The organism is Gordonia alkanivorans NBRC 16433 (assembly GCF_000225505.1).
Taxonomy (GTDB): Bacteria; Actinomycetota; Actinomycetes; order Mycobacteriales; family Mycobacteriaceae; genus Gordonia; species Gordonia alkanivorans.
In genome coordinates, this window is sequence record NZ_BACI01000120.1 from 107,893 (window position 1) to 131,879 (window position 23,987).

The 23,987-nt window shown below is 68.0% G+C and carries 24 protein-coding genes; 8 read left to right on the forward strand and 16 right to left on the reverse strand.

Translation table 11 applies throughout. The features are described 5' to 3' along the window. The first annotated feature begins 32 nt into the window (after positions 1-32). From GOALK_RS22240 to GOALK_RS22250, 3 genes are read left to right on the forward strand one after another with little or no spacing between them, the layout of a single operon-like run. Entirely contained in the window at positions 33-497 is a 465-nt protein-coding gene (locus tag GOALK_RS22240; protein ID WP_006361104.1) for a MarR family winged helix-turn-helix transcriptional regulator, read from the forward strand. Between the two features lie 47 nt (positions 498-544). Next, positions 545-1,813, forward strand: coding sequence for an MFS transporter (locus tag GOALK_RS22245; RefSeq protein ID WP_006361105.1), 1,269 nt, complete (start codon positions 545-547; stop codon positions 1,811-1,813). A 35-nt stretch (positions 1,814-1,848) separates the two neighbouring features. Next, complete coding sequence (locus GOALK_RS22250) at positions 1,849-2,559, forward strand: EthD domain-containing protein (RefSeq protein ID WP_035753941.1); 711 nt, start codon at positions 1,849-1,851, stop codon at positions 2,557-2,559. Here the strand turns inward: GOALK_RS22250 and GOALK_RS22255 are convergent. The 15 genes from GOALK_RS22255 to ggh all read right to left on the reverse strand — a co-directional run bounded on the left by GOALK_RS22255 (position 2,548) and on the right by ggh (position 18,300). Then, positions 2,548-3,240: a helix-turn-helix domain-containing protein gene (locus GOALK_RS22255; RefSeq protein ID WP_006361107.1), complete on the reverse strand. Its 693-nt coding sequence runs from the start codon at positions 3,238-3,240 to the stop codon at positions 2,548-2,550. The genes GOALK_RS22250 and GOALK_RS22255 overlap by 12 nt on opposite strands. A gap of 49 nt (positions 3,241-3,289) precedes the next feature. After that, the gene (locus tag GOALK_RS22260) at positions 3,290-4,486 is read right to left on the reverse strand and encodes an NAD(P)/FAD-dependent oxidoreductase (protein WP_006361108.1); all 1,197 of its coding nucleotides are present in this window, start codon (positions 4,484-4,486) and stop codon (positions 3,290-3,292) included. Continuing rightward, on the reverse strand, positions 4,483-5,841 hold the full coding sequence (locus GOALK_RS22265) for an FMN-binding glutamate synthase family protein (RefSeq protein WP_006361109.1): 1,359 nt from the start codon (positions 5,839-5,841) through the stop codon (positions 4,483-4,485). Before GOALK_RS22265 ends, GOALK_RS22260 begins: the two co-directional genes overlap by 4 nt. 153 nt (positions 5,842-5,994) lie before the next feature. After that, complete coding sequence (locus GOALK_RS22270) at positions 5,995-6,777, reverse strand: GltB/FmdC/FwdC-like GXGXG domain-containing protein (RefSeq protein ID WP_006361110.1); 783 nt, start codon at positions 6,775-6,777, stop codon at positions 5,995-5,997. Continuing rightward, on the reverse strand, positions 6,765-7,661 hold the full coding sequence (locus tag GOALK_RS22275; RefSeq protein WP_006361111.1) for a class II glutamine amidotransferase domain-containing protein: 897 nt from the start codon (positions 7,659-7,661) through the stop codon (positions 6,765-6,767). The genes GOALK_RS22270 and GOALK_RS22275 overlap by 13 nt, the downstream gene beginning before the upstream one ends. Positions 7,662-7,728: 67 nt before the next feature. Then, positions 7,729-9,090, reverse strand: a complete 1,362-nt coding sequence (glnT, locus tag GOALK_RS22280; RefSeq protein ID WP_035753939.1) for a type III glutamate--ammonia ligase — start codon at positions 9,088-9,090, stop codon at positions 7,729-7,731. A 216-nt stretch (positions 9,091-9,306) separates the two neighbouring features. Continuing rightward, the gene (locus GOALK_RS22285; RefSeq protein WP_006361113.1) at positions 9,307-10,668 is read right to left on the reverse strand and encodes an ammonium transporter; all 1,362 of its coding nucleotides are present in this window, start codon (positions 10,666-10,668) and stop codon (positions 9,307-9,309) included. A 61-nt stretch (positions 10,669-10,729) separates the two neighbouring features. After that, positions 10,730-11,755 (reverse strand): heme-dependent oxidative N-demethylase family protein, encoded by a 1,026-nt coding sequence (locus GOALK_RS22290; protein ID WP_006361114.1) that lies wholly within the window; start codon positions 11,753-11,755, stop codon positions 10,730-10,732. After that, on the reverse strand, positions 11,752-12,741 hold the full coding sequence (locus GOALK_RS22295) for a PDR/VanB family oxidoreductase (protein ID WP_006361115.1): 990 nt from the start codon (positions 12,739-12,741) through the stop codon (positions 11,752-11,754). Before GOALK_RS22295 ends, GOALK_RS22290 begins: the two co-directional genes overlap by 4 nt. Further along, on the reverse strand, positions 12,738-14,282 hold the full coding sequence (locus tag GOALK_RS22300; protein WP_006361116.1) for a heme-dependent oxidative N-demethylase family protein: 1,545 nt from the start codon (positions 14,280-14,282) through the stop codon (positions 12,738-12,740). The genes GOALK_RS22295 and GOALK_RS22300 overlap by 4 nt, the downstream gene beginning before the upstream one ends. Then, the gene (locus GOALK_RS22305) at positions 14,279-15,292 is read right to left on the reverse strand and encodes a PDR/VanB family oxidoreductase (RefSeq protein ID WP_006361117.1); all 1,014 of its coding nucleotides are present in this window, start codon (positions 15,290-15,292) and stop codon (positions 14,279-14,281) included. The genes GOALK_RS22300 and GOALK_RS22305 overlap by 4 nt, the downstream gene beginning before the upstream one ends. After that, complete coding sequence (locus GOALK_RS22310) at positions 15,289-15,846, reverse strand: dimethylamine monooxygenase subunit DmmA family protein (protein ID WP_006361118.1); 558 nt, start codon at positions 15,844-15,846, stop codon at positions 15,289-15,291. The genes GOALK_RS22305 and GOALK_RS22310 overlap by 4 nt, the downstream gene beginning before the upstream one ends. 9 nt (positions 15,847-15,855) lie before the next feature. Next, positions 15,856-16,239: a cupin domain-containing protein gene (locus GOALK_RS22315; RefSeq protein WP_006361119.1), complete on the reverse strand. Its 384-nt coding sequence runs from the start codon at positions 16,237-16,239 to the stop codon at positions 15,856-15,858. Between the two features lie 292 nt (positions 16,240-16,531). Next, complete coding sequence (locus tag GOALK_RS22320; RefSeq protein ID WP_006361120.1) at positions 16,532-16,867, reverse strand: hypothetical protein; 336 nt, start codon at positions 16,865-16,867, stop codon at positions 16,532-16,534. Positions 16,868-16,959: 92 nt separating this feature from the next. Then, positions 16,960-18,300, reverse strand: coding sequence for a glucosylglycerate hydrolase (gene ggh / locus GOALK_RS22325; protein WP_006361121.1), 1,341 nt, complete (start codon positions 18,298-18,300; stop codon positions 16,960-16,962). A gap of 150 nt (positions 18,301-18,450) precedes the next feature. On the opposite strand from ggh, the gene GOALK_RS22330 reads away from it, so the two are divergent. Further along, positions 18,451-19,131: an SDR family oxidoreductase gene (locus GOALK_RS22330; protein ID WP_006361122.1), complete on the forward strand. Its 681-nt coding sequence runs from the start codon at positions 18,451-18,453 to the stop codon at positions 19,129-19,131. A gap of 15 nt (positions 19,132-19,146) precedes the next feature. On the opposite strand, the gene GOALK_RS22335 is transcribed toward GOALK_RS22330, so the two are convergent. Beyond that, positions 19,147-19,536 carry a nuclear transport factor 2 family protein gene (locus GOALK_RS22335; protein WP_006361123.1) on the reverse strand — a complete coding sequence of 130 codons (390 nt, stop codon included), beginning with the start codon at positions 19,534-19,536 and terminating at the stop codon, positions 19,147-19,149. A 175-nt stretch (positions 19,537-19,711) separates the two neighbouring features. Here GOALK_RS22335 and GOALK_RS22340 point away from each other — a divergent pair, with 175 nt between their 5' ends. From GOALK_RS22340 to GOALK_RS22355, 4 genes are read left to right on the forward strand one after another with little or no spacing between them, the layout of a single operon-like run. Next, positions 19,712-20,389 (forward strand): DUF4129 domain-containing protein, encoded by a 678-nt coding sequence (locus GOALK_RS22340; protein ID WP_006361124.1) that lies wholly within the window; start codon positions 19,712-19,714, stop codon positions 20,387-20,389. Then, on the forward strand, positions 20,386-21,654 hold the full coding sequence (locus tag GOALK_RS22345; RefSeq protein WP_006361125.1) for a DUF4350 domain-containing protein: 1,269 nt from the start codon (positions 20,386-20,388) through the stop codon (positions 21,652-21,654). Before GOALK_RS22340 ends, GOALK_RS22345 begins: the two co-directional genes overlap by 4 nt. Further along, complete coding sequence (locus tag GOALK_RS22350) at positions 21,651-22,691, forward strand: AAA family ATPase (RefSeq protein WP_006361126.1); 1,041 nt, start codon at positions 21,651-21,653, stop codon at positions 22,689-22,691. The genes GOALK_RS22345 and GOALK_RS22350 overlap by 4 nt, the downstream gene beginning before the upstream one ends. Continuing rightward, on the forward strand, positions 22,691-23,983 hold the full coding sequence (locus tag GOALK_RS22355) for a DUF58 domain-containing protein (protein WP_006361127.1): 1,293 nt from the start codon (positions 22,691-22,693) through the stop codon (positions 23,981-23,983). The genes GOALK_RS22350 and GOALK_RS22355 overlap by 1 nt, the downstream gene beginning before the upstream one ends. Positions 23,984-23,987: the final 4 nt, after the last annotated feature.

The window sequence follows — 23,987 nt, forward strand, 5'->3', positions numbered from 1 at the left end:
CTTCGAAACTCTAAGTATTAGAGTTTCTAAACGTGCCCGCTTCCGATCCCGCGCAGCTCGCCCTGACGCTGCGTCCGACGATCACCAGGCTCTACCTGGCGCTTCGCCGACGCGCACCAAGGGTCGAGCTCACCGCGGCGCAGACCTCGGCCCTCAACGTCCTCGCCGACGACGGGTGGATGCGGATGGGTGAACTCGCCGATCGCGAGTCCATCCGTATGCCGACAGCGACGTCGGTGATCGACGGCCTCACCAGACACGAGCTCGTCGAACGCAGACCCGACCCGGCGGATCGACGCGCGGTCCTGGTCGGGTTGACCGACCACGGCCGCGCCCTCGTGTCGCAGATCCGCGAGGAGCGCGACGTCGTCCTCACCAGTGCGCTCGCCGCACTGGGCGACGAAGACCGGGCCGCTCTCGCCGCCGCCGGCCCGGCTCTCCAGGCACTGCGCGACCGACTCGACGAGACCCCGACGCAACCGACGAACGCGACCTGACGTCCGCGGGCCGGACACGTCATCAGCCAGCGATCGAGAAGGACCCCATGACAGTCACCGAGAACACGCCGACCACCGGGACCGCCACATCGGAGAAGTCACTGCTCACCACGTTCCGCGAGCAACCCCGTACCGTGTGGATCACCGCCTTCGCCGCCACGATCGCCTTCATGGGCATCGGCCTCGTGGACCCGATCCTGCACAGCATCGCCGAAGCGCTCGAGGCGCCGGCCGAAAAGGTCACCCTGCTGTTCGGCGTGTATGTGGGTGTGCAGTGCCTGGCGATGCTCCTGACCGGGTGGGCCGCATACCGTTTCGGCCCCAAGCGCACGCTCACGGTGGGACTCTCGCTAATCGTCGTCGCCGCCGGTCTGTCCGCCTTCGCCGGTGACATCGACCAACTGATCGCCCTCCGTGTGCTCTGGGGTCTCGGCAACGCACTGTTCCTCGCGACCGCACTGGCATTCATCGTCTCGTCCGCCGTGGGCGGCCGACAGGGCGCGATCATGATGTACGAGGCCGCACTCGGCCTCGGTCTGGCGGTCGGACCGTTGCTCGGGGCGACACTCGGCGAATGGACCTGGCGCGCGCCGTTCGGCGGAACCGCACTGCTCATGCTCTTCGGTGCCATCCTGTGCGCGGTCATGCTCCCCGCCGACTCACCTCGCATCACCCGTGACCGGGTGCGGATCGTCGATCCGCTGAAGGCCCTCCGCAATCGCGCCCTGACGATCTCGGGCATCGGTTCCGCCTTCTACACCGGTGCACTGTTCACCGTCATCGCGTGGGCGCCGATCGCGATGGGGCTCCGCCCGATCCACGCCGGTCTCATCTTCTTCGGGTGGGGTCTGCTCACCGCGCTGGCGGGTGTCTTCGTGGCACCCGCGCTGGCGAAGGCCCTGGGTGAGAAGGCCGGTGTGCTGGTGGCGATCTTCGCCTACGGTTCGATCATGGTGCTGGCCGGCATCGGCACGGTCAGCGATCAGGTGTGGCTCATCGGGCTCGCCGTCGTCCTCTCCGGCCTGCCGTCGGGTGTACTGAACACCCTCTTCACCGACCTTGCCATGTCCTCCGGCGGGACGGGCACCCCGCGCTCGGTGTCCAGCGCGGGCTTCAGCTTCCTGCGGTGGATGGGGGCCGCGATCGCCGCGGTGCTCGTGGCGTACCTCGCCAAGTGGTTCGGTTCCGACGCCGCGCCCTGGTGGTTCGCGACCGCCTACTGCGTCGCCGCGCTGGGCGCCGTCGCCCTCATCAAGGCAACCGACGACGACGAGATCGACGACACCGCCGCGCTGGTCGGCGTCGAGGAGTTCTGACCCGAACACCGGTTCGTCCCGGTACCGTCCGCCTGATGACGTATTCGAAGGTGATCGTGGCGGTGCGCGACGGCGGGCTGACGCGCGACGGTGCCGACGGTCTGGTCACACGATGTGCAGCAGCCGGTGCCGTGCGCGTCCAGCTCAACATCGCCGACGACCGGGTCTCCGGCGCGATGCGGATCGACGAGCTCGATCCGCCGATCGACGCGGTGGTGACGTACTGGGCCGAGGATGTCGACGCCGTCCTTCCCGCGGTGATCCAGAGCGTCGAGGGGCGCCCGGCGGCGTGGGAGGTCACCGCCCGCGCTCCCCTCGACCCGGAGCTCCCTGCCGACGGAACGCGCATCGACGCGCTGTCGAACATCGCTTTCCTACGACGCCCCGTCGAGCTGGACCGCGACGAATGGTTGCGTCGCTGGCTCGAGGACCACACCCGGGTTGCGATCGACACCCAGGCCACGTTCGGCTACGTCCAGAACATCGTCGAGCGTCCACTCACCGACGACCCGCCGCCCGTCGACGCGATCGTCGAGGAGCTGTTCCCCATGGCGGCTGTCTCCGACATCCACGCCTTCTACGGCAGCAACGGCGACCAGGCCGAACTGGAACGTCGAATGACCCGGATGCTCACCAGCGTCGCACGTTTCGGTGCGGACCGACACCTCGACGTGGTCCCGACCTCCCGCTACGACTTCGATCTCCTACGTTTCGATCTCTCCGCCGGGGTGGCCTCAGACGGCTGAATCCGGGAACGCGATGACGGACAGGAAGCGCACGGGCAGTTCGACGAGTTCGACCGGCCCGTGCGCGCCTTCTCCGTCGAGCTGCAACGCGTCGCCGGGATGCATCCGGTACACCGAACGGCTGTGCGCGTAGTCCATCACGCCCTCGAGGACATACAGGAATTCGGTACCAGCGTGCTGGAACAGCGGCTGGGTCACCGACTTCTCGGTCAGCGTCACGAGCAGACATTCGAGCCGTTTGTGTTCTCCGCGAAGCGATCCGAGCAACTCGTACTCGTGGCCCTCACGCGAACCCTCACGGACGATCTCGTTGCCCTCCCCCGCCTTCACGAAGACGGCCGACCGCTCCATCTCCGCACCGCGGAACAACGACGTGACCGAGACGTCGAAGCCGTTGGCCAGGCGGGCCAGAGTGCTGAGACTGCAGGAGGTCTGCGCGTTCTCGATCTTCGACAGCATCGCCTTGGAGATCCCGACGCGGGTCGCCATGTCGCCCACCGACAGTCCCTGCTGACGACGCAGCCGACGCACGTTGTGCGCGATCGCGGTCTCGAGCTCGAGTTCTTCGACCGACTGGTCGACGGGGCGTTCCCGTGCGATGCCAGACTGGTTCCGGATCAAAGGGTCGTCGGTCACCTCGCCAGCATAGTGAGCCAGCTCGTTCACTGTCAGTTGACACATGTTCCCGCGTCCTCTCGTCGGGTTGCCCCCGCCCACCGCTCCGGAACGCTCAGCGCATCTCCCCTGCTCCCACGTAGGGGAACCTCGTCTTCAGCGGGTCTCCCTCCGCGAACCGGGAGAAACGGAAGTCCGACTCGGGGATCCGGTGGTCCGAGCTGCGTCCGTCGACCACCAGATCGGCGACGAGCCGCCCCACCGCCGGCGAGATCTTGAACCCGTGACCACTGAAACCGACCGCAAGCACCAGGCCGTCGAGCGGTCCTCGCGAGATGATCGGATTCCAGTCCGGTGTCACGTCGTAGCAACCGGCATAGCTGCTGGTGATCGCCGGTTCGGTGAAGCCGGGAAACCGGGTGCCGACCTTGTCGACGGTCAGGTCGACGAAGTCGCTGTCGACCCGGTTGCTGTAGCTGTCCGGGTCGGCGATCTGGAGTTCCTGGAGATCGCTGTTGCCGAACAAGATCTCGCCGCGTACGTCCGGTCGCACGTACTGGAGTGAGACGAGGTCGGAGAACACCGGAACCTCGCCGAGATCCTCACCCGGGTGGATCATCACGATCTGTTCACGATGCACCGAGATCGGGACGTCGATGCCGTGCGGCGCGAGGAGCGGCTTGGACCACACACCGGTCGCGACGACGACGGTGTCGGCGGAGATCGTCGACCCGTCGCGCAGGCGGACGCCGGTGACCCGGTCCCCGTCCACGATGAGCTCGGTGACCGTCGTGCCCTGCCGGATCCTGATGCCGGTGGCACGTGCGGCGGCGGCGAAGGCCTGAGCGGTCTGGTAGGCGTCGCCGTACCCGCCGCGCTCCTCCCAGCCGAAGGCCGCGAACGGCTCGAGATCGGCTGCCGACCACATCTTCGCGACCTCGGCGGCGTCGATCTCCTCGGTCTGGACGCCGACCTCACGCTGTGCTGCAAGGCTTTTGCGCAGGCTCTCGACGTTCGCCTCGCCGACGCCGACGACATAGCCGGTTTGTCGGAAGCCGATGTCGGTACCGAAGATCTCCTCGGCCTTCTCGAAGACCTCGAGGCCCACCGCCGCCATCGCGGCGAGCGAACTGACGCCGTAGTGGCAGCGGACGATGCCCGACGACTTGCCGGTCATCCCGCCGCCCACGGTGTCCCGTTCGCACACCACCACATCGGTGATGCCGCGCTGACCGAGTGCCCACGCGGTTGCGGCGCCTTCGAGTCCGCCGCCGATGATGACGACCGATGCGGTCGAATCCTGCTCGCTCACAGCCCACTCCCCGGAATCCAGTTGGTGCCGGCCATCGGGACCCGCGCCATCGCCGCGGCCTCGATCGTGATGGCGACGAGGTCCTCGGGCTCGAGATGCTGGAGATGCGCCTTGCCGCAGGCACGGGCGATGGTCTGGGCCTCCATCGTCATGACCCGCAGGAAGTTGGCGAGACGCTTGCCCCCGAGCACCGGGTCGAAGCGCGCTGCGAGCTCCGGATCCTGCGTGCTGATGCCGGCCGGGTCGCGTCCGTCCTGGAAGTCGTCGTAGTAACCGGCCGCCGAACCCAACGCCTCGTACTCCTTGGCGTAGCGGGGATCGTTGTCGCCCAACGCGATCAGAGCGGCGGTGCCGATGGCCACCGCGTCTGCACCGAGCGCCATCGCCTTGGCGACATCGGCACCGTTGCGGATGCCGCCCGAGACGATCAGCTGGACTGCGTCACGGCCCGCCCCTACTCCCGCCCGGCGGTGAACTCCGAGTTCCTGCAGCGCCTGCACGGCCTGCGGGATGGCGGCCAGCGTCGGGATGCCGACGTGCTCGATGAACACCTCCTGGGTGGCCGCGGTGCCGCCCTGCATGCCGTCGACCACCACGACGTCGGCGCCGGAGTGAACGGCCAGCTTCACGTCGTAGTAGGTGCGGCTGGCGCCGACCTTGACGTAGATCGGCTTCTCCCAGTCGGTGATCTCGCGCAGTTCGTTGATCTTGATGGCGAGGTCATCGGGACCGGTCCAGTCCGGATGCCGGCACGCACTGCGCTGGTCGATGCCCTGGGGCAGCGTGCGCATACCCGCTACGCGCTCGGAGATCTTCTGCCCCAGCAGCATTCCGCCGCCGCCCGGCTTGGCGCCCTGACCGAGGACCACCTCGATCGCGTCGGCCTTGCGCAGATCTTCGGGGTTCATGCCGTAGCGCGAGGGCAGGTACTGGTAGACGAGGTGCTTGGACTGACCGCGTTCCTCCGGGGTCATACCGCCGTCGCCGGTGGTGGTCGACGTGCCGACCTCCGACGCCCCTCGACCCAGTGCCTCCTTGGCGCCGGCCGACAGCGCGCCGAAACTCATGCCCGCGATCGTGACCGGGGTCGACAGATGCAGCGGGTACTTCGCGTTGCGGCCACCCAGGACGACGTCGGTGTCGCAGCGTTCGCGGTAACCCTCGAGCGGGTAACGCGACATCGAGGCACCCAGGAAGAGCAGGTCGTCGAAGTGCGGCAGCTTGCGCTTGGCGCCCCAGCCGCGGATGTCGTAGATACCGGTCTCGGCCGCCCGCTGGATGGCGGCGATGGTGGTGCGGTCGTAGGTGGCGGATTCACGGAGTCCGCGCTGCTCGACGCTGAGGTTCTCGGTCATGGTGATGTCTCTTTCGGTCAGGGGCGCGAGGGGTTGCGGCCCTTCGTGGCTCGTCGCTATCGCTCCTCACACCTCAGGGAGCGAGGGGAGGCTTCGCTATCGCTCCTCGCACCTCAGGGAGCAAGGGCTCGCACCCGGAGAGCGACGGGTGGCTCAGTAGGCGGAGGCGTTGTCCACCTTGAAGTGGTAGAGCTCGCGGGCCGATCCGTAGCGGGTGTAGGCGGTCAGGTCGTCGTCGCCGTAGCCGGCGGCCTTGAGCAGGCCGGTGAGCTCCTCGAGGTGCTCCTCGCGCATCGGCTTGGCGATGCAGTCGGCACCGAGGGAGGCGACCTCGCCGCGGACGTAGATGCGGGTCTCGTAGATGGAGTCGCCGAGTCCGTCGCCGGCGTTGCCGCGGATGACCAGGCGGCCGGCCTGCGCCATGAACGCGCTGTTGTGTCCGACGTTGCCGCCGATCACGATGTCGACGCCCTTCATCGAGATCCCGCAGCGCGCGGCCGCGTCGCCCTCGACGACGAGGAGCCCGCCGTGCGCGGTGGCACCCGCCGACTGCGAGGCGTTGCCCTTCACGATGACGCTGCCGCTCATCATGTTCTCGGCGACACCGGTGCCGGCGTTGCCGTTGATGGTGACCTCGGCCTGCTGGTTCATGCCGGCGGCGTAGTAGCCGACGTGACCGTTGACGGTGATCTTGACGGGGGCGTTCACGCCCGCCGCGACGCTGTGGGCGCCGGCCGGGTTGTCGATCACGATCTCACCGGAGATCTCGCCGTGTAGCGCCGAGTTGATCTCTCGCAGTGGGGTGTTCGCGAGGTCGAAGTGGTGATTGGGGCTCATCGTCTCCGCTTTCGCTGTGCCGGTGGGGGAGTAGGTGGAGTGGCCGAGGGCCTCGGGTTGTCCGAGTGTCCCCGGTTGTTCGAGAGTCACCGCGTCCATGCGTAGACCACCTCCGGCTCGGGCTCCCAGATGCGGGCGTTTTCGACGCCGGGCAGCTTGGCGAGGGCGCGGTACTCACTGGCGATCGCGACCCAGTCGTCGGTCTCGGCGATCACGGCGGGCTTGCAGGCGATGGCATCACGGACGACGGCGAAGGAGTCCCGGTTGGAGACCACCAGGGTGTAGAAGCCGTCGAAGGTGGCGCACACCTCTTTGAGCGCGGTCTCGACGTCCCTGCCGGCGGCGAGCTGGTGGGCGACGAAGCGTGCGCCGACCTCGGTGTCGTTCTCGCTGTCGAATTCCACTCCCTCGGCGCGTAATTCGCGCCGGATGGTGGCGTGGTTGGCGAAGGAGCCGTTGTGCACGAGACACTGCTCCGGGCCGACGGCGTACGGATGTGCGCCCGACGGGGTCACGGCCGACTCCGTGGCCATACGGGTGTGGCCGACGCCCTGCCAGCCGGAAGCGTTTGCCAGCCCCCAGGATTCGGTGAGGTCACGCGGCGCGCCGACACCCTTGAGGACGGTGAGATCCGAGCCGAAGCCGGCGACGAGCGCGTCCGGGTAGGCGGCACGGGCCGCGCCGAGAAGTTCTTCGGCACCGACCGGGGCCGACGCGACCAGAGTGGCGTCGACGAGCTGGGCGGCGACGGATACGCCGAGTGCTGCACCGAGGGTCGACGAGACCTCGTCGGGCAGGACGTCGAGTTCGAGCAGCGAGACGCAGCCGTGGCCGGGCGGCGCCCACTCGGGGTTGCCGTAGACCGCGATACCGGCTGAGTCCGCGCCGCGATCCTGCATCTCGCCGAGCATCTCGGCGAGCATGGCGCCGAGTCGGGGATGAAGATCGGGATTACGCAGATGCAATCCGACGATTCCGCACATTGTCGAATCCTTTACGTCGAAGGGGAGTTGGATGTGGTTCGGTTCGCGCGCCCCGGGTGCGGCCGCGTCAGAAGGCGGTGAGGTACTGGTCGACTTCCCACGGGGAGACCGCGGCGTGCCAGTTGAAGAACTCCTCGCGCTTGAGGCTGGAGAAGTAGGTCGACACCTTGCCCTGGTCTTCGGGCCAGTCCTGGGGGAGTGCGGCGTCGAGCGCGCCCGCGACGACGGCGTCGGCCTCGAAGGCCTCGACCGCGTGCAGCAGGGTGAGGGGCAGTTCGGCGATGTGGCTGGGTGCACCGCCGACGGCGCCGGGGTCGAGGCTTCGCTTGATGCCGTCGAGGCCGGCACCGAGCAGCGCGGCCGCGGCCAGGTACGGGTTGGCCGATCCGTCGCCGCCGCGGAGTTCCACGCGCTGGTCGTCGGGAACGCGGATGTAGTGGGTCCGGTCGTTGCCGCCGTAGGTGGCCTTGCGCGGCGCCCAGGACGCTCCCGAACGGGTGGCGGTCGCGCCGGTTCGCTTGTAGGAGTTGACAGTCGGTGCGATGACGGCCTGCAGCGCCGGCGCGTGCTCGAGGATGCCGCCGATGAACCCATAGGCGGTGTCGGAGAGGCCGAGTCCGCGATCGTCTTCGCTGACCTGCGGGAACACCGGCTCGCCGCCCTTGGTGAGCGAGAGGTGGAAGTGGAGTCCGGAGCCGGTGCGGTCGGCGAACGGCTTCGGCATGAAGGTGGCGATCATGCCCTTCTCCGCGGCCATGGCCGAGAGGAGGTAGCGGAGAGTGACGACCCGGTCCGCGGTGGTGAGCGCGTCGGCGTACTTGAAGTTCTGCTCGAACTGTCCGTTGCCGTCCTCGTGGTCGTTGGCGTAGTTGCTCCAGCCCAACTGGTTCATGGCAGTGGACACCGCGGTGAGGTGTTCGTACATCCGGGTGAGGCCACGGACGTCGTAGCAGGGCTGGTCGGAGTCGTCTGCGGAATCGGCGGTGACGAGCGAACCGTCGTCGGCACGCTTGAGCAGGAAGTACTCGACCTCGGCCCCCACCCAGGGCTCGAAGCCAGCGTCGGCGGTCTGTGCGATGAGGGTCTTGAGGATGTTGCGCGGGGCGAACGGCCACGGCTTGCCCTCGACGTGCGGATCGCACTGGACGACGGCGAGGCCTTCCTTGATGAACGGGATCGGGAGGAAGGAGCTGACGTCGGGGATCGCGATGAGGTCGGGGTCCTTTGGCTCCTGGCCGATGGCACCGACCGCGTAGCCGGCGAAACCTACTCCCTCCGTGGCGAGTTCGTCGACCGCCTCGACCGGAACCAGCTTGGCGCACGGCTTTCCGCGAAGGTCGACGAACATGGCGAGGATGAACTTGGTGTCGGTCGCCGCACACAGCTCGGCGAGGGTACTGGTGTCGGGGGCTGCGTTGGTGGTGGTCATGATGCGCTCCGGGGTCGACTGTAGGTGTTGCTTGTCGGGATGTCCACTCGCGTGAATCAATGTCTACCGTTAGTAGACCGATCGATTGTTTCGCCGCTGTTTCCGCCCGATGAGCGGTCGGTGTCGTTTCGGCGCCTCGTGTGACGGGACGAAAAAGGCCCGGGGCACACCGTTCTCACGGTGGGCCCCGGGCCGTTGTTCACTGTCCCCGCGCGGTCAGACCTGTGCGGGTGGAGTCGAGGCGGGCATCGACCTCTCCACCGATTCGGCAGCTGCCGCCGGCGAGAGGGAGGCGAGGCCGCCACCCGGGTGACCCACACTCGCGCTGGGGATCTCGTAAGCGGTCTCGGCGTGCAGGACGGTGTCGAGGCCGACCATCTCGGTCTCCTCGTCGACGCGCAGCCCGATCAGCTTGTCGAGGCCCTTCGCGATGAGCCAGGTCATCACGAACGAGTAGGTGCAGGTGATCGCGATACCGGCGAGTTCACGCCAGATGATGTCGACCGGACCACCGAACAGGACGCCCTGGACGCCAGCGGGCGCCGCTTCGGTCGCGAACAGGACGATGCAGAGGGTGCCGACGATGCCGCCGATACCGTGAACGGCGAAGGCGTCGAGCGTCTCGTCGATCTTCAGCCTGCTCTTGAAGCTCAGCAGGAAGGCGACGACCGCGGCGGCGAAGATGCCGACGAGGAGTGCACCGAGCGGGGCCATACTGCTGGCTGCCGGGGTGATGCCGACCAGACCTGCGACCACACCGGTGATGATGCCCAGCGAGGTGACATGGCCTTCACGCCACTTCTCGATGATCGCGAAGCCGATCATGCCCGCGGACCCGGCGAGCAGCGTGTTGAGGATGACCGACTGGGCCAGGAAGTTCGCGCCGAGCGCGCAGCTGCCGTTGAAGCCGAACCAGCCGAAGAACAGGATGCCGCCACCGAGCATGGTCATCGGCACGTTGTGCGGACGCTCGACGCGACGCTTGCGCGCCCCGAGCACGACGGCCAGGGCGAGCGCGGCGACACCGGAGTTCATGTGGACCGCGGTTCCGCCTGCGTAGTCGACGATCTGGAGCTTGTTCAGCAAGAAGCCGCCTTTGTAGTCGTCGTCGACGTCAGCCGCGAAGACCCAGTGGGCGAGGGGGAAGTACACGACCAGCAGCCAGATCGGCGCGAAGACGAGCCACGACGAGAACTTCATACGGCCGGCGGCACCGCTGGCCACGATGGCGATGGTGATGGCGGCGAACAGGATGAACCACGCCGCGAAGTACAGCGTCTGGGTCGCCCCCGAGGCGTCGTCGGTCAGCCAGTTTGTCAGGCCGATGAAGTCGGTCGGGTTGCCGATGAGGCCCCACCCGCCCACCGACGGCCCGGACACGAGTCCGTAGCCGATGACGACGTAGAGCACGGCGGTGATGCCGAGGGTCGAGATGACCATCGACATGATGTTCAGGACGTTCTTCGAGCCGACCATGCCGCCGTAGAAGAAGGCGAGGCCGGGGAACATCAACAGGACGAAGACGAAGGCCGCCAGCATCCAGGCCAGGTCGGCGTTAGCCGCGAGTATCGGTTCCATGGGCGATCTTTCGGTTCGGAGACTTGAGGTCCGGGTTACTTACACCAGCAGCTCACGGGCGTCATTGACCGCGTAGATATGCGACGACACTGTCGCGATAGTCGAGGAATCCCTTGTAGGCGGCGATGTCCTCACCGAGTGTCTCGATGACGGTCGCCAACTGACTGGCCCACTCGGGTATTCGTTTCACGTCCTCCAGCGAGGCCATGAATGTCCGGATATTGAACGTCACGGCACCCGACATCGGCAACCGGACGAAGTGTTCCAGCTCGATTCGCAGGCGTGCCCTGGCGAAATCGCCGTCGGCGACCATGCCCGGGACGTCAGCGGCCCAGGCCGGCAGCTCCTCGAGACTGACGTCGAGCTTGTGCGAATCCGACGCCGACAGAGTCCAGTTCACCCTGCGGTACACCTGATCTGCCGGTAGCCTGCGCAGGAACTGCTCGGCGCGGGCGACGATGCCCTCGCGGAGCATGCGCGGGACCGGGGCATGGATCTCGTACATGTCCATGCCCACATCGAAGGACACCGACCACGCCGCCGCAAAGGTCACGACACCGGCGTCGAAGTACAGGTGCCCGTCGCGTTCGGTGACGAGAAGGAGGTCGTCGGGCACCTCCCGCGCCAGGAACTCCATCGGCCCGTAGGGCAGGGACTCGGGGTCGCCGAGCACGAATCCCTGGTCGGTGCCGAGGATCTCGTTGCGCCAGTGAAACCGACCGTCGCCGTGTTCGTCGAGGTGCATGAGGCCGGGGTAGGAGATGCTGAGATCGCGCAGGTAGTAGAGCAGCAGATCCCAGCACGCGATCTCCATGCCGGCACGGACCCGCACCCGTGAGGGGTCGTTGTCGAGAATCCGACGGCGTTCGGCCATCATCTCCGGGTACTCCGCGCCACCGAGATCGACCAGATGCCTACCCCATTCACCACCACGGGTGCGTCGGGGGATGCGGGCGGGTTCGACGTTGACGCTGTAGGAGAACTCCTCGAGGTCGTCCGGGAACGGCCACGGCAGATTACCGAGATGATCCACCGGCTGGTTGAGGAACAGTTCTGCGGATTCGGTCGGGATCGCTTCTGTGGTCACAGGTCCACCTCGATGTTCTGCCCCCGGGATACACAGCACAGCATCGCATCACCGAGCGCCTTCTCCTCGTCGGACAGCACGAGGTCGCGATGCTCGATGATGCCTCCGCGCACAGGGATTCGGCATTCGCCGCACACGCCCTGGCGGCACAGGTTGGGCACCTCGACACCACTGTCGAGTAGTCGTTGGAGTAGGGACACCCCGGCCGGGACGTCGATCCGGTCCCCGGTCGAGGACAGCGTCACGGTGAACGGGTCACCGGGCTCCTGCTCCGGCGCGGCGAATCTCTCGAGATGGACTCGCGCCGTGGGCCATCCGGTCTGAGCAGCGAGTTCTTGATAGGTGTCGAGCAGGGCTGCCGGTCCGCACGCGTAGGCGTGGGTCCCCAGCGGCTGCGACCGGAACCTGTCGGCGATCAGTTCCGCCGTGGCCTCGACTCCGGACACCTCGTGCAGGGTGATGTTCGGCTGCTCGGCGAGCGCACGGAGATCGTCGAGGTGCGCTCCGCTGCCGGGTCGGAAGGAGTAGACGATGTCTGCGCGAAGCCCCTCGCGTGCCAGTGCCCGTGCGTGCGACAGGACCGGTGTGACGCCGATACCGCCGGCCACCAGCAGTGCTCCCCGCTGGTCGAGGACGGGTGCGAACATCGACCGGGGCCCCTCCACCTCGACGACGGCGTCCTCGGAGAGGTTGTCGTGCAACCAGTCCGACCCCCCGCCGGCACCGCGTCGTAGAACCGAGATGCCGTAGGTGTTGGGGTACATGCCGTCGTCGACGAGCGAGTAGGCGTTGCGGTGCTCACCGGCGGTGATGATGAGATGGCTGCCCGGTTGGTAGGGCGTCAGGACCTGCGGGGTGTCGGCGAGCGGCGCGAACCGGAAGTGCGTGATGTCCGCGGTCAGCTGCCGGACGGCGACGACGCGCATGGGCCGTGTCGACGTCGCATAGCCCTGGTGCAGGTGTGCGGGGATGGCTGCCGCCGTCATGCATCACCTCCCGCAGCCGATGCCAGGAAGCTGCCCATCGTCGGTGAATGGTGTTCGTGGATCTCCAGATCGCGGGAGCAACCGGGACAGGTGGCTGTCCCGCCGGCACGACCCTCGACGCGGAAGGTGTTGCGGCAGTGCGCACAGTAGAGCGGCAGGTCGCGGAGGTGGACGACATGGGAGGACAGTTCGGCGGGTACGGCCCCGGCCTCGCGCGCGATGGCCAGCGCGGTCAACACGTCGTACTGGCCGCCGGTGACGAGAATGCGCGTGCCGGTGAGCGCTTCGTCGAGGGCGTCGTGCAGGGACGCACGATCCTGCTCGTCGGTGAGCGTGTCGAGCACGAGCAGCCGGGTGGCTCCGACGGCCTCGGCCGCCGCGACCCAGTTGCGTGACACGTGTGCGGTCTCGGCGTCATCGCCGACGGCGACCACGAGGAAGGCCGCCCCGGTGGTGTCGACCGCCGGGGGAGTGGCCGGCCAGACCGGCAGGCCCGGGCCGGTCGGCGCCGGCGGAGTGGGCGCCGGCGGAGTGGGCGCGGCGTCGCGCAACCACTGGGCGGCGCGGTCCCGGTACTTGATGATGCCCTTGTAATCGGCCATGTCCTCGGGCAATTCGGCCAGGACCTCGGCGGCACGACGCCGCCACGGATCGACGGTGGCCAGCTGCTCCAGAGGCAGCATGTAGGTGCGGATCAGGAACATGACCGCTCCCGAATCCGGGAGCCGGATGAGATGTTGCACCTCCACGCGTAGGTGGACGCGGCGTCCGAACTCGGCGTCGTCGACGAGCTGGATGCTCTCGCGGTCGGGGCCCCACTCGGGGTAGATCTCGGTCGAGACATCGAGGCGGCGGTCGATGGTGAGTGTCCAGTTGGTCCGCCGGTAGGGCTGGTGCGGCTGAAGACGCTTGAGGAACTCGTGCGCCCGGGTGATGACGCCTTCCTTGCGCACCCGCGGGACGGGCCCGTGGATCTCGAGGAAGCTCATCCCGACGTCGAAGCCGAAGCTCCAGTCGGCGGCGAAGGTGACCACCCCGGCGTCGACGAAGAGCTGGTCGTTGCGCTGGTCGAGGAGCGCGATGTCCTCCTGGACCTGAGAGGTGATGTAGCGCAGTGGTTCGTCGGGCAGGGTGGTGGCGTCGCCGTAGCGGAAGTGCTGTTCGATGCCGAGGATGTCGTTGCGCCACAACCATTCGTCGGGTCCGGTCGAGCGGAGCTGCATCTGCTCCGGGTACGCGGCGTCGAGTTCGCGCATGAGGGTGAACATCGCATCCCACGCGGCGGGCACCATGTGGGGGAGTACGGCGTGGCGGGTCGGATCGGCGGCGAGCGTCACCGCACGCTGGTCGAGTTCGGCGCGGTACTCGGAGTCGATGTCGACGACCGCGGTGCCCCACTGACCCGCGGGCGTCGTGACGGGTTGCTCGGCCGGTTCGACGTTGGTGCTGTAGCGGTACCGGTCCTCGAGGAACGGGAACGGGAAGCCGGCGACCAGGTCGGCCGCGGTCTCGGCGGTTGTGTTGTCGAGTGTGCTTGTCACAGGGGAACCTCCAGGGTGCAGCCGCCGGCGGCGCGCGAGACGCACGGCATGATGGCGTCACCGGCGGACTTCTCCTCGGCGCTGAGGTAGAGATCGCGGTGGATGGGTGATCCGCCGGACAGGGGGATGCGACATTCGCCGCACACGCCCTGACGGCACAGATTCGGGACCTCGACGCCCGCCTCTTCCAGGGCCGCGAGCATGCTCGTCCCCGACGGGACATCGATGCTCCGGCCGGATTCGGTGAGCTCGACGCGGAACGGGTCACCGGCGTCGAGTGCATCGATGCCGAAGCGTTCGAAGTGGATTCGGGAGTCGGGCCATCCGGCTGCTGCGGCGGCCGCCACGACGGAATCGATCATGGACGACGGTCCGCAGACGTACAGGTGGGTGCCGACCGGCTGGGTACGAAGCGCTTCGTCGAGGCGCCCGGTGAACGAGACACGGTCGGTGAACAGTTCGGCGCGAGCCCGGGCGAGCGCCGTGACGTCGGCCAGGTGGGCCGCGGCTTCCTCACGGAAGACATAGAGCAACTGCACGTCCCGGCCCCAGCGCACGGCTGCGCGCAGGTGGGACACCATGGGAGTGATCCCGATCCCGCCGGCGACCAGCAGGTGTTTGCGGGCGCGGGCGATCGGCGCGAAGGCGCTTCGGGGGAGTCCGACGGTCAGCGTGTCGCCGACAGCGAGTTCGTTGTGCAGCCAGCGGGACCCGCCGTTGCCGTCGTCGACCTCGAGGACCGAGATCGAGTAGTTCGTGGGATAGGTGCCGTCGCCGGTCAAGCTGTAGGCGTTGGTGTTCGAGCCGGCGTGGACCACCAGGTGACTGCCGGGGACGAAGCCGGGGAGGGCCCGACCGTCGGGGTCGGCGAGCGTGATGCTGCGGATGCCGGTGACGGTGGAGTCGATCGCGGTCACGACGAGCTGCATCGTGGGCATCCGGTCGACGCGGCTCGTCGACTCGGCGGCGGCGCCGGCCGAATCGGGTTCTGCTGCGACGGTGATGCTCACAGTTGGACCTCCTCACCGGTGGACAGGGGTTGGGCGGTCTCGGCGTCGACCATGAAGCCCAGGTACTGCCCCGTTCGACGGGACACGTGGTGGTACACCAGCAGGTCGCGACGACATCCGGCGCACGGGATGACGTCATCGATCACCGCTCGGACGCGGGTGACCGACCGGCAGTGCGAACAGAACACGTCGGCCTCGGCCTGGCCGTCGGAATCGGCTGTCATGACTTCGATCTCGTCGTCCTCGAGTCCGGCGTTCACGGCGACGGCGCGCAACCGCAGTGCCGCACCGGCGTCGGCGACGATCCAGACCCGGACCCCGACGGTGGCCTCGGCGAGCGCTCCGGCGAGCAGGTCGGCGGCGGTGTCGGCGTCGCCGTGGATTCGAGTGGTGACCAGCGGAGGGAGGTCGGCTTCCCAGCGGCCCAGTGCGTCGGCGACGTCCCCGACACCGACCAGCAGGTAGGAACTACCGGTCGGCGTGGGGGTCGTCGTCTCGACCAGGTCACCAGGTCGTGCCCACGCCGGCACGCTGGAGTACGTGATCTGCGACATCGTCAGCGATCAGAGGAGAGTGGCGTCGCGCAGACCGGTGTAGAAGGCGAGCGCATAGTCCGGTGTGCTGAAGTAGATCTTCGATCCCTTCGGGAAGAAGATCGCGTCCTTGGCCTTGGCGACCGTCTTCTGCCCGGTTTCCTTGTTCTCCAAGAGGAACTCGCCCTCGAGAACGACCTTCATCTCGTCGTACTCGTATTCGTAGTAGAGCGGCTCGTCGGTGTGGCGGAGTTCGAAGTACCCGCTGCACATCGGGCTGCCGTCCGGGTTCTCGTAGACGTCACCGATGAATCCCTCGGTGCCCGGGTACTCCGCCTCCGGCATCTTCGGAAGATTCTTGAAACCATCGCTGGTCACGCGGAACTCCAACGCCTTGGCACTTTCGATCGTCACGATGCTCCTCCATGTCTCACTCGGGCGCGAATGCGCTCGTCGGGTACGTGGTCGGCGTCCTCGTGCCACCCGGGGGTTCGTGATGACTCTTCGTAGTGGACGCCGTCCCCTGTTATGAAACAAGTGGTGTGTTTCCGGAGTGTGACGGCTCTGTAATGGTGTGCTACGCGGCGTACGTCATGCGGTGCGGAGCCTCGTCGGAGGTTCGGCGTGAGATCGGCTCACGTAATCCGTTCCCGCTCACACTTATCGGGTGAGCGGGAACGGAGGGGGTGAGCGAGAGTCGCAGCGCCTACTGACGGCGATAGTCGAGCAGCCCGACCCAGAACTCGTCGGGGATCACGTCGCCGGCGCGCAACACGCGCGCGAGTCCGGCGGCCATGAACGCACCGAGGAGTCCGAGCCACAGTCCCGCCAGCGAGATCGCGGTCCAGGCGACGGCGACCGCGATCGGCCAGGGGTCGAGGATCAGCAGGATCGGCGCGAAGAAGAAGCCCGCCCCGATGAACCACGACGAAAGCGCACGGTCGCATCGCGCCACGGCCACCAGCCACCGCGGCGTCGAGGCGGTAGGCATCGCACCCAGTGGGGGTCGTCGGTTCCGGTGAGTGGTCTTCTCCGTGGTCATCGGACACCTCCTGAGACGGATTGCGATGACTCCCAGACTCCGCCCCCGAACGCGCGGAAGCCACTACCTCCCAGGTAGTCGGAACGACACTCTCAGTCGAGCCAGTCCAGCACCGACGCCGCGGTCCAGCTCTGCTGCATGCTGCCGAGAGGCTCGCCGGTGAAGGGCTCGTAGTACTCCGCGAACGAGCCGTCGGTGGCCTGACGCAGACCCTCCTCGCGGAGCCGCGCCGAACGCTCGGTCCAGCCCCGACGCGCGAACGCCCAACTGAACAGCCAGGTCATGACCGGCCACACCGGACCACGCCAGTACTCGCGGGGTCGGAAGTCAGCCGAGATCGGCGACGTCGACGGTGGGACGGCGTACCGAAGGTCGGGATGTCCGCAGAAGCGCGGGCCCTCGAACAGCCGGAGCAGCGCGCGTTCCCGCTCACGGGGGAGCCCGCCGCAGATGAGCGGAGCGAACGCGGCGATGGTCTCGGTGGTGATCCAGGAGTTCGCCCGCAGATCGAAATCCCTTGCGGCACCGTTACGGTCGTTGGCCGCGGCGACCACGCCGGAACGGAACCGGTCGGCCCAGGCGCGCAGGTCGCGAACGTCGGCCAGCGGCTTGGAATAGTCCTCGCCGATCGTCGCGAGCACGTCGCAGGCGACGGCGAAGATCGCGCTGACGAAGACGTCCTCGACGGCGAAACTCATGACCTTCGGCAACAACTCGTCGTCGTAGTTCGCACGCTTCATCTGCTCGACGAGCCAGATGTACCGGTCGTACTCGAGGTCGGTGGGCCGCATCGACAGGTCGGTGACGTGATCGAGATCGGCACGCTGGTACGGCGGAAGGTCTAGTCCGGGAACGACATTCGCATACGCGGAGTCCCAGCGCGGCGAGTTGTCCATGCCGGATTCCCAGCCGTGGAAGATGGTGATCCGGCCGCGTCCCATCGGATCCCGGGCGTGGGCCAGCCAGCGATGCCACCGCACCAGCGAACTCCAGCGGCGGTCGATGAACTCATTGGCCACCGCCCGCGTCGTACGACCGTGACGTCGGGAGTGGTCGAGAATGCGCTGCACCGCGATCGCGTGGACCGGCGGCTGAGTGATGCCCGAGGTGTCCGGGAAGTCGGGGGCGCACTCGGCCAGTCGTGCGCACTCCCAGCGGGACGGGCCGGGAAAGTATCCGTCACGGCCGTTGGCGAACACGATGTGCGGGATCATGCCGTTGCGCCACTGGGCCGACAGCAGGGTGTCCATCTCGATCACCGCACGCTCGACGGACAGCGGCGCGAGACCGACGGTGACGAACGCGGCGTCCCAGCTCCACATGTGCGGGTACAGCTTGGGCGCCGCACTGGTCATGGTGCCCAGGTCGTTGCCGCGCAGCAGATAAGCGGCACGTGCCGACAGCTGCGTTGGGGTGAATCCGTACCTGGCCACGCCGACGATTGTGCCCCCCGGCGCGCACGTCTGCTCATCGAGGCGGCCTCGATACGCGGCGTCCTCACTCGCCTCGGTCGTCGTCACCGGGCCGACGGAGGGTGGGCATGACGATTTCGGCATCCGGGTCGCCGCAGTAGGGTTGGCAGAGTGCCCACCGCATTGATCACCGGGGCCAGTCGCGGCCTCGGCGCACAGATCGCCCGACAGCTGGCCCCCACGCATGACCTGTTGCTGGGCGGCCGTCCCTCACCCGAACTCGACCACCTCGCCACGGAGCTCGACGGCGCGAGCACCTTCGCCGTAGAACTGACCGACTACGACGAGGTCGCCGCCGCGGTGGAGACCATCAGCGAACTCGACGTGCTGGTCCACAATGCCGGCGTCGGCAGCAGTCTCGAACACGTCTCGGACACCCCCGTCGAGGAATGGCATCACGTACTCGAGGTGAACCTCGTGGCGGTCGCCGAACTGACGCGGCTCCTCCTGCCGGCGCTGCGGCAGGCAGAAGGGCACGTCGTCTTCGTGAACTCCGGAGCCGGCCGGTCGGCCAAGCCGCGCTGGGCGCCCTATGCGGCAAGCAAGTTCGGCCTGCGCGCACTCGCCGACTCCCTACGCGCCGAAGAGCCGACGCTCCGGGTCACATCCGTCTACCCCGGACGCATCGACACCGACATGCAGCGCGAGCTGGTCGCCATCGAGGGTCGCGACTACGACGCCTCGCAGTTCCTGCGCCCGGAATCGGTCGCGGCCGCCGTCGTGCACGCCGTCGAGACCCCGGCCGACGCCCATCCACAGGACATCGTGCTGCGGCCGACGGGGCGTGGGTAGCAGCTCAGAGCGGAGTCAGAGCTGCGTGAGGTCTTCCGGCCGCCAGACCGCGCGCATCGACGACACCTTGCCGTCGGCGTTGAAGACCATGATGTCGACCGGGGTGATCTCGAAGGCGAGTCCGGAGGTCTTGGTGACGAGGGTGAACTCGAAGACAGCGGTGTCGCCGGCGACCTTCTTCCACTTGAGGGCCGCGGTGCGCTCGTCCATGCCGGTGATCACCGAGTAGAACTCGACGAGCTGTTCGCGGGTGTTGCGGATGTCGGCGCCGATCGGGTCCTCGACCGTCGCGTCGGGCGCGTAGAGGTCGGCGATCTGTTCGGCGGTCCCGGTGTTCAGCAGCTCGACGTAGGCGTCGACCGCCGCGTCGATCTTGTCGGCGAGGTCGGCTTGCTCCACGGTCATGAATCCTCCAGAAATTAGAACGTGTTCTAGTTCCGCACCGTAGCACGCGCGTCCGTCGACCGGTGGATGTTTCCGGTGCCTGCACAGGGTTCTTTGATACGTTCGCCGCAAGAGTCTCCTCGGGCGTCTAGTCCGTGAAACGACGAGTCCCAGCAGCACGGAAAGGCCGGTATCCGTGACCCCGATCCTGGCTGCTCCTCTGGACCCCGGCAACGAGCAGGCCCGACGCTGGGCCGAGGACGAGCTGTCGAAGGACGTCTACCAGCCGCCGGAACCGTCGTGGTGGGACGAGTTCAGCGACGGCGTGTGGGAATGGATCGCCGACAACGTCCTCGACCTGTTCGGTGGTTCGGACACGATCCGGGCGATCGTCATCGTGCTCGCGATCCTTCTGGTCGTGGGCCTCGCCGTGCTCGTGACCCGCCGGGTTCGACGCATCCCGCGGGCCCCGACAACGGCCGACACCACCGCGGCCAAAGTGGTGCTGCCCGGTACGCGCTCGGCGAAGGAACTCCGGGCCGTGGCCGAGGACCGATACACCGCAGGCGACTACGACGGCAGCGTGATCCACGCCGTCCGTGCCCTCGCCCGCCGCGCCATCGAACGGGGTCTGCTCGCCGACGAGCCGTCTCTCACCGCGCACGAGGTGGCCGCCGAACTGGCACTCCGGTTCGCCGACCACGGCGTCGAACTGCGCCGCGCCGCTGATCTGTTCGACGCGATCGCCTATGGCGACCGACATGCGGCCGCCGGGTCGGCGCGTGCGGTGCTCGATCTGGAGCGTGCGGTGTCGTCCGCCCAACCGGCCGCGGCGGACACCTCAGGTCCGCGTCGAATGGCGGTGCCCCGATGACCACGACAACCCGTGCCCCGTCGATCGCGCTGTCCCCGCCGAAGCGCGGCACACCGCGGTGGATCTGGGTGCTCGTGGTGGTTCTGGTCGTCGTCGTGGTCGGCGGGATCGGCCTGCTCGGGGTATCCGCGCTGACCGTGTTCGGGGCGGAGCCCGGGCCGGGTGTGAGTTACGACCCCGACAACCCCCGACCCCAGGGCGCCCGCGCCTTGGCTCAGATCGTCGACGAGCATAGCGGCGACCTCCGACAGGCTCGCGGCCTGGACGAGTTCACCGACGCACCGCGCCCCGGCAGCAACACGACGGTCGTCGTGTCGTCGGTGGGTGCGTTCAACCCGGGTACGGCGCAACAGTTCCTCGACCGGGTCTCCGAGGCGCACCGGGTGATCCTGATCGCGCCGCAGGACTACGCGCTGTCGCTTCTCGGACTGCCCGTTCGGCTCGAGTTCGACGGCGCCCCGACCGGGGTGCCCGCCCGCTGCACGACCGGCGAGATCGCCCCCGACGACACCATCACGGGCGGCACGCTCGGTTACAGCACCTCCGCACCGGGTACGACGTCGTGCTTCACCACCGGCGCCGCGTCGAATGTGCTGTACCTTCCGGCCGCCGCCGGCCGTCCGGAGATCGTGGTCGTGAGCGGCGACATGCTGCTCAACGAGAACCTCGCGCTCCGCGACAACGCCGGCGTGACGACCCGGCTCTTCGCCAATGCCGACGACATCCTCTGGTACGTACCGTTCGTCACCGACGAGGTGCCGTCCGAGAACGAGGAATCCGACGTCCCGGCGGCGATCGGGCCGCTGATCGTGCTGGCCGCGTTCGCGGTTCTGGCCCTCATGCTGTGGCGGGGTCGCCGGTTCGGCGCGCTGGTCACCGAGCCGCTGCCGGCGGTCGTCAAGGCGATCGAGACCACCCAGGCACGGGGTCGGATGTACCACAAGGCCCGCGCGGATGCCCGGTCCGCCGCCGCTCTGCGCATCCACACGCTGGCCTCACTCGCGTCGTATCTCGGCCTGCCGTACGACGCCGGGAAGGCCACCGACCAACTGGCCATACCCGGATGGGAATCGATGGTGGCGCATGAGGAAACCGCCGACCCCGCGGTGCACGCCATCATCATCACAGTCGTGTCCGTCACCGGCCGGGACCTAGCCCGGGTGCGGGCCCTGCTCGCCGGACCGCTCCCCACCACCGACACCGGCCTCGTCCTCTTCACCAGCGAACTGACCGCCCTCGACAAGGAAGTCCGACAAACGCCATGACCGTCGATCCATCCCGCACCTTCGGCCCCGGTCCGTTCGAGATCGCAGCACCGCCGCAGAATCCGCACGGCGGCCCCGCCCCGTCGTCGAACACTGCGCGCGACGCACTCGGTGCGGTACGTGCCGAGGTCGCCAAAGCGGTTGTCGGACAGGATCAGGCGGTCGCAGGCATCCTCATCGCACTGCTGTGCCGCGGGCACGTCCTGCTCGAAGGCGTACCCGGTGTCGCGAAGACACTCCTCGTCAGATCGGTCGCGGCCGCGCTCGACGTCGAGACCAAACGCGTCCAGTTCACCCCCGACCTGATGCCCGGCGACGTGACCGGTTCACTCGTGTTCGACGCCGCCAGTTCCCAGTTCACCTTCCGCGAAGGCCCGGTCTTCACCAATCTCCTGCTGGCCGACGAGATCAACCGCACCCCGCCGAAGACGCAGGCGTCGTTGCTCGAGGCGATGGAAGAACGGCAGGTGACCGTCGACGGCGTCGGCCGTCCGCTGCCCAGCCCCTTCCTGGTGGCGGCGACGCAGAACCCCGTCGAATACGAGGGGACCTACCCGCTGCCGGAGGCCCAGCTCGATCGCTTCCTGCTCAAGGTGACGCTGCCGCTGCCGCCCCGCGAGGACGAGATCACCGTTCTCACCCGGCATGCCGCCGGGTTCGATCCGCGCAATCTCGCCGCGGCGGGGCTCCGACCGGTCGCCTCAGCCGCCGACGTCGAGGCCGGCATCGAGCAGGTCCGTTGCGTCGGCGTCGCCCCGCAGGTGGCCGCCTACATCGTCGACATCGCCCGCGCGACACGGTTCTCACCGTCCCTGGCCCTCGGCGTCAGCCCGCGCGGCGCGACGGCATTGCTCGGGACCAGCCGGGCCTGGGCATGGCTCAACGGACGTGACTTCGTGACCCCGGATGACGTGCAGGCGCTGGCACAGTCGACGCTGGCGCACCGGTTGTCGCTGCGTCCGGAGGCCGAACTCGAAGGCGTGTCCGTGAGCTCGGTCCTCGACGCCGCCGTCAACTCGGTTCCCGTCCCGCGCTGATGTTCCTCACCGGCCGGTTCCTGATCCTGGTGCTGCTCGGCGCAGTGCCGATCCTGGTATGGCCGAACTATGCCGTCCCGGTGCTGTGGGTCCTGTTCTGCGTGCTCCTGATGTGCCTCGACCTCGCGCTCGCCGGGTCGACGAAGACCGTGACCCTGGCACGGTCGGCGCCCGGTCCGGTCCGGCTCGGCGAGACCACCTCGTGTTCGGTCGCGGTCACCAACAACGGAAGCAGCACGTTCCGCGGCGTCCTGCGCGACTGCTGGCAGCCGTCGGCCGGTGCCACCGACGACGAGCATCGGCTCACCGTGCCCCCCGGCGAAGCACGCACTGTGACCACCACTCTCACCCCGACGCGCCGTGGCGACCGGCTCGCGGTGCGGATGACGGTTCGTCGGCTCGGCCCCCTCGGACTCGCCGGACGGCAACGCGGTGTGCCGCTACCCGGTCGGGTCCGGGCGCTCCCGCCGTTCGGTTCACGGCGACTGCTGCCCTCCCGGCTCGCCCACCTGCGTCAGCTCGACGGCCGGTCCGCGGTCCGGATACGCGGACAGGGAACCGAATTCGACTCGCTGAGGGACTACGTCGAAGGAGACGACGTCCGCAGCATCGACTGGCGGGCGACAGCACGACGCCGTTCGACCGTCGTGCGTACCTGGCAGCCGGAGAAGGATCGTCACATCGTCATCGTGCTCGACACGTCGCGCACCTCGGCCGGTCGCGTCGGCGACGTCCCACGCCTCGACGCGGCGATGGACGCTGCTCTACTGCTCGCCGCGCTGGCGTCGCATGCGGGCGACCGCGTCGACCTCATCGCAGGTGACCGACGCGTTCACCGACGAGTGGTCGGGGTGGGCCGGACGACGCTGCTCAACAGCCTGGTCTCTGCGATGGCGAACCTCGAACCGGCTCTGCTGGAGGCCGATTGGCCGATGCTCGGGGCGGAGGTCGCGAAGATCGGCCGTCAGCGCGCCCTGCTGGTGTTGCTGACCCCGCTGGAGCCGGCCGCCGTCGAGGAGTCACTGCTGCCGCCGCTGTCGGTTCTCGCGCAGCACTACAAGGTGGTCATCGGATCCGTTGCGGATCCCGCACTGGAAGAGATGATCTCGGCCCGGGAGGATCCGGCGACCGTCTACGACGCGGCGGCCGCGGCCCGGACCGTCACCCTGCGGAATCGGACGGCCACCGCCGTCGGCCGACTCGGCGTCGACGTGGTGGACGCACCGCCGGACAAGCTCCCCGCGCGGCTCGCCGATCACTATCTGCTGCTCAAGTCGCGCGGGTTGCTCTAGCCGG